The organism is Mesorhizobium sp. Cs1321R2N1 (genome assembly GCF_037179725.1).
Lineage (GTDB): Bacteria > Pseudomonadota > Alphaproteobacteria > Rhizobiales > Rhizobiaceae > Mesorhizobium > Mesorhizobium salmacidum.
This window is the reverse complement of record NZ_JAPYKP010000221.1, coordinates 1-6068: the sequence shown is the minus strand read 5'-3', so window position 1 is coordinate 6068 and position 6068 is coordinate 1. Positions and strand designations below refer to the sequence as shown.

General features: G+C 66.0%; 2 protein-coding genes. Both read left to right on the top strand.

The window, feature by feature from the left end; all coding sequences use genetic code 11:
- Nucleotides 1-3560 (top strand): alpha-2-macroglobulin family protein (locus O7A61_RS30465; RefSeq protein ID WP_337132905.1); only part of this gene is annotated, 3560 nt, incomplete at its 5' end.
- A 108-nt stretch (nucleotides 3561-3668) separates the two neighbouring features.
- Entirely contained in the window at nucleotides 3669-5759 is a 2091-nt protein-coding gene (pbpC, locus tag O7A61_RS30460; RefSeq protein ID WP_337132904.1) for a penicillin-binding protein 1C, read from the top strand.
- Nucleotides 5760-6068 lie beyond the last annotated feature (309 nt).

Sequence of the window (6068 nt, the reverse complement as noted above, 5' to 3'; positions counted from 1 at the left end):
CCGATGGCGTCGAGGACCGCCGCATCGTCAGCGACGGCGCCTCGGCCGGCGGCCACGCCGTCGACCTGCCGCTCGAACCCAACGCCATGCGCGGCACATGGTCGGTGTCGATCCATACCGATCCAAAGCAGCCGGCGGTTGCCAGCCAGATGTTCCTGGTCGAGGATTTCGTGCCGGATCGCATCGAATTCGACATGAAGGCCGACAAGCAGGAGATTGCGCGGGGCGAAACCGCCAACATCGACATTGACGGCCGCTTCCTCTACGGCGCGCCGGCGGCGGGCCTGGCGCTGGAAGGCGAACTCACGCTGTCGACGTCGCGCGACTGGGACCGCTTCCCCAACTTTTCCTTCGGCCTCGCCGACGAGCAGTCGGCGGAGCCCACGGTCACGCCGCTCACCGATCTGCCGGTGGTTGGCGATGACGGCAAGGCGACCTTCCCTGTTACCGTCGACCAGTTGCCCTCGACCACCAAGCTGGTCGACGGCAAGGTGACGGTGCGCATGCGCGAAACCGGCGGCCGCGCCATCGAGCGCTCGCTCAACATCGGCATCCGCCCGCAAGGCCATATGATCGGCATCCGTCCGGACTTCGCCGACGGTGAAGTGCCGCAAGGCGGCACCGCCAAGTTCACCCTGATCGCCGTCGATCCCGACGGCAAGCGCGAGGCACTGAAAGGCGCGCAGTGGACGCTGGTCAAGGTCGAACGCAATTATCAGTGGTACCGCTCCAACAATTCCTGGAACTACGAGCCGGTGAGCTTGACCAAGTCGATCGCCAACGGTCAGGTCGACCTCGGCGCCGATGGCGACGCAACCGTCTCCGTACCGGTCGATTGGGGCCAGTACAGGCTCGAGGTCGAGACGTCGGACCCGGAGGGGCCCGCCACCAGCTATGAGTTCGACGCGGGCTGGTATGTCGCCTCGACCACCACAGAAACGCCCGACGGCCTGGAGATTGCCCTGGACAAGGACAATTATGCCGCCGGCGAAGTGGCCAAGCTGAAAATCTCACCGCATTTTGCCGGCGAACTTCTGATCAACATCGGCTCCGACAAGCTGCTGAAGACCATCACGGCGACCGTGCCGGCCGGCGGCAGCACCGTCGACATCCCGGTCGGTGACGACTGGGGCGCCGGCGCCTATGTCACGGCAACCCTGTTCCGGCCGGGCGATGCGCAGGAAACGCGCATGCCCGCCCGCGCCATCGGCGTGAAATGGCTGACCGTCGATCCGGGCGCCAAGAAGCTCGCCATCACGCTCACGCCGCCGGACAAGACCATGCCGCGCCGGCAGCTGTCGATCCCGGTTTCCGTGGCCGGCGTGCAGCCGGGCACCAACGCCTATGTCATGGTTGCCGCCGTCGATGTCGGCATCCTCAATTTGACCAACTACAAGGCGCCGGATCCGGAGACCTGGTTCTTCGGCCAGCGCATGCTGGGCATGGAGATCCGCGACATCTACGGCCGCCTGATCGATGGCTCGCTGGGCACCACCGGCAAGCTCAGGACCGGTGGCGACGGCACCAACATGCAGGCGCAAGGCAGCCCGCCCACCGAAAAGCTGGTCGCCTTCTTCTCCGGCCCGGTCCAACTCGATGCCGATGGCAAGGCGCGGATCGACTTCGACATTCCGCAGTTCAACGGCACCGTGCGCGTCATGGCCGTCGCCTGGACCAAGGAGGCGGTCGGTCATGCCCAGTCGGACGTGATCGTACGTGATCCCGTAGTGATCACCGCCGGCCTGCCGCGCTTCCTGGCGCCTGGCGACAATGCCGTCATGCGGCTCGACGTAGCCGACACGGACGGCCCCGCCGGCGACTATGCGCTGTCGATCGACACGACGGGCGACCTGTCGACAGGCGACAAACCCCTGCCCCAGAAGCTGACGCTCGCCCAGGGCAAGCGCCAGACCCTGACGGTACCGCTGATCGCAAAGACGGCGGGCAATGCGTCGCTCACCATCAAGCTGGCACACGCCGACGGCACCAAGGTCGAGCAGACGCTCCATGTGCCGGTGCGCCCGGCCCAATTGCCGGTCACCACGCGCCTTGTCGTCGATCTCAAGGGCAACGGCGGCGCGTTGCGCGTCGACAAGGAACTGCTGGCCGCAAGCCTGCTCGAGGGCGCTTCGGTCAGCGTCGGCGTTTCGCAGGCGGCGGCCTTCGACGTGCCGTCGCTGCTGATGACGCTCGATCGCTACCCCTATGGTTGCGCCGAGCAGACCACCAGCCGCGCCATGCCGCTTCTCTACGTCAACGAGATGGCATCGGGCATCGGCATGGAAAGCGACCCCGACCTGCACGGCCGCATCCAGGATGCGATCTACAAGGTCCTGAGCTACCAGTCCTCGAGCGGCAGCTTCGGCCTGTGGGGTCCGGGCTCCGGCGATTTGTGGCTCGACGCCTATGTCAGCGAGTTCCTGACCAGGGCACGGGAGCAGAAATACGACGTGCCGGCTCTTGCGATGAACCAGGCCCTGAACAACCTGCAGAACTCGCTCGGCTACGACCAGAGCGTACAGGACCGTGGCAGCGAGATCGCCTACGCCCTCTATGTGCTGGCCCGCAACAAGAAGGCCTCGATCGGCGACCTGCGCTACTACGCCGACACCCAGCTCGAAGCGTTCTCGAGCCCTATGGCCGTTGCCCAATTGGCGGCGAGCCTGGCGCTCTATGGCGACACGCAGCGTTCGGAGGCGACGTTCAAGACCGCACTGCAGCTCGCCAAGTCGAGCACCGACTACGACTGGTACCGCTCCGACTACGGCTCGGCGTTGCGTGATGGCGCGGCGATGCTGTCGCTGGCGGCGGAATCGAAGCCGGTATCGACGATCGTGCCCGAACTGATCAAGCTGGTGACCAGGAAACGCGCCGAAGCCCGCTGGACCAGCACCCAGGACGAATCCTGGATGCTGCTGGCGGCCCGTGCGCTGAAGGAGGGCAATGATTCGATCACGCTGACCGTCAATGGCGCGCCGCATTCCGGCGGCTATTCCAACCAGGTCAACGGCTCGGAACTGGTCGACAGCCCGCTCGAAATCGCCAACCCCGGCAAGCCCCCGCTGCAGGCCGTCGTCACTACCCTGGCGTCGCCGATCCAGCCCTTGCCGGCCGGCGGCGACGGCTTCACCATCAACCGCACCTACTACAAGCTCGACGGCACCGAAGCCAATGTGACCGAGGCGACCCAGAACGAACGCTATGTCGTCGTGCTCAAGGTGACGGAACAGAACAGCTGGCCGTCGCGCCTGCTGGTCACCGACCTGTTGCCGGCCGGCTTCGAGATCGACAATCCAGGCTTGGTTTCCAGCGCTCAGCTGTCGAACTTCTCCTGGCTGGCACAGACCGACGCCGCGCATCTGGAATTCCGCGACGACCGCTTCGTCGCGGCATTCAACCCGGCCGACGGCGACCACGACCACAATCTGACGCTTGCCTATGTCGTGCGCGCCGTGACGCCGGGCACCTACGCCCATCCGGCGGCAACGGTGGAGGACATGTACCGGCCGCAATATTCGGCCCGCACCGCCACCGGCATGATGGAGATCAAGGCACCGTAAGGTGCTGATGGTAACGATCATGCACATGGCGATGTCATTCATGACAGATCCCTTCTCCCCGTCCCTATACGGGGAGAAGGTGCCGGCAGGCGGATGAGGGGCAGCGCCATGCTCACCAAAAGCTTCCTCCGCCGCACTGCCATCGTGGCAGCCTCCCTGACCGGGTTCATCGCAATCGCCGTCGGCGCGCTTTGGGAACTCGACCGCGCCTTCCCGCCTCCGCTTCCTGAAAAGCTCACCGTCTCCACCGAAGTCCAGGACCGCGACGGCCAGCTGTTGCGCGCCTTCGCCACCCCGGACGGCTACTGGCGGCTCGAAACCCGGCTCGACCAGGTCGACAAGCAGTTCGTCGACATGCTGGTCACCTATGAGGACAAGCGCTTCTGGGACCATGAGGGCGTCGATGTGCTGGCGCTGGCCCGCGCCGCCGGCCAGTTCGCCACCAGCGGCCACATCGTCTCCGGCGGCTCGACCCTGTCTATGCAGCTCGCCCGCCTGATCGAGCCGCGCGAGAGCCGCAGCCTCGGCTCCAAGATCAAGCAGATGTTGCGCGCCATCCAGATCGAACGGCGGCTGTCGAAGCGCGAGATCCTCGAGCGTTACCTGACACTGGCGCCCTATGGCGGCAATCTGGAGGGCGTGCGCGCCGCTTCGCTCGCCTATTTCGGCAAAGAACCGAAGCGGCTGACCGTTTCCGAGGCCGCCCTTCTCGTCGCCCTCCCCCAACTGCCGGAAAAGCGCCGGCCCGACCGCAATCTCCAGATCGCCCATGCAGCGCGCGATCGTGTGCTCGCCCGCATGGTCTCATCAGGCCTGATCGGCGAACGCGAGGCGGCACGCGCAGCACTCGACGATGTGTCCGGCTTGCGGCGCACCTTGCCGGCGCTTGCCCCGCATGCCTCCTATGCGATGCTTCCCAAGGCCCTCCCCGGTCAGCCGCTCAAGCTGACGATCCGCAAAAGCGTCCAGCAAGGACTGGAACAGGTGGCGCGCGACGCCGCCACCAAGCTTGGGCCGCGTCTCTCCGTCGCCATGGTGCTGGCCGACGCCCGCACCGGCGAGATTTTGGGCGAGGTCGGCTCGGCCAATTTCTTCGATGCCAGCCGTTCCGGCTGGATCGACATGACCAAGGTCGTGCGTTCGCCCGGCTCGACGCTGAAGCCGTTCATCTATGGCCTCGCCTTCGAGCAGGGACTGGTGGCGCAGGAAACGCTGATAGAGGATAGCCCAGTCGATTTCAGCGGCTACAGGCCGAAGAATTTCGACATGGGCTACCAGGGCGATGTCAGCATCCGCCAGGCTTTGCAACTGTCGCTCAACGTGCCGGCGATCCGCGTGCTCGACGCGGTCGGCCCGGCGCGGCTGACAGCGCGCTTCCGCCAGGCGGGCGTCAACCCGATCTTGCCGGTCAACGAAGCGCCGGGCCTGGCCATCGGTCTCGGCGGCGTCGGCGTCACGCTGCGCGACCTCGTCCAGCTCTACACAGGGCTCGCCAATGGCGGCAAGACGCACTCGCTGCGCGACGGCACCGAACCGGCCAACGCCGTGAGTTCGACCACCACCATCCTCAACGACCAGGCCAACTGGCAGATCATCGACATCCTCTCGGGTGTGAAGCCACCCGAAGGCGCTTTGCAGCGTGGCATCGCCTACAAGACCGGCACTTCTTACGGCTACCGTGACGCCTGGTCGGTGGGCTTCGACGGCCGCTATGTGCTGGGTGTCTGGGTCGGCCGGCCCGATGCCGGCGCGGTGCCGGGTCTTTCCGGCTATGTCTCGGCCGCTCCGATTCTGTTCGAGGGCTTTGTCCGCTCGGGGCTGGCGACCGTGCCGCTGCCGGGCAAACCGCCTGGCGCCTTTACCCCCAAGCGCGAGGACCTTCCGGTGACGCTTGCCCGCTTCGGCGCCGGCGCGGATGGCCTGGTGCAGGCGACGCCGACTGAACCCGCGCCGACCATCATTTTCCCGCCGGACGGCGCCCGCGTCGATCTCGCCACCAATTCGGCCGACGCCTCGCCGCTGGTGCTGAAATTGCAAGGTGGCCGTGCGCCGTTCCGCTGGCTGGCCAACGGCAAGCCCCTCATCGGCCTCGACCGCCGCCGCACCGCGACATGGCAGCCCGACGGCGCGGGTTACTCGACGCTGACCGTCATCGATGCGGCTGGACGAGCGGCGAGTGTGAAAGTGTTCGTTGAGTAGAGTGCGCCAAGGGATTCAGCGCATTGGCTTTTTGAGGCCGGGATAGAAGGATAGCTCGCCTGATGCCTGGTGCGAGGCGCCCCCCTCTGGCCTGCCGGCCATCTCCCCCTCGAGTGGGGAGATCGGACTTCCTCGTTGATTTCGCCAACGTTCGACGACTGAGCTCGGCGTCAAAGTTGCCGATCTCCCCCCTTGAGGGCCTGTTGCGCAATATTGCGGGAGGCGTGTTGTGAGGATTGAGGGCGGCCATTTTCGTTGCTTTGGAGGCTTTTCGGGGTTTGGGAGCCGCGCCTTTGCGGCGTTTGGCGG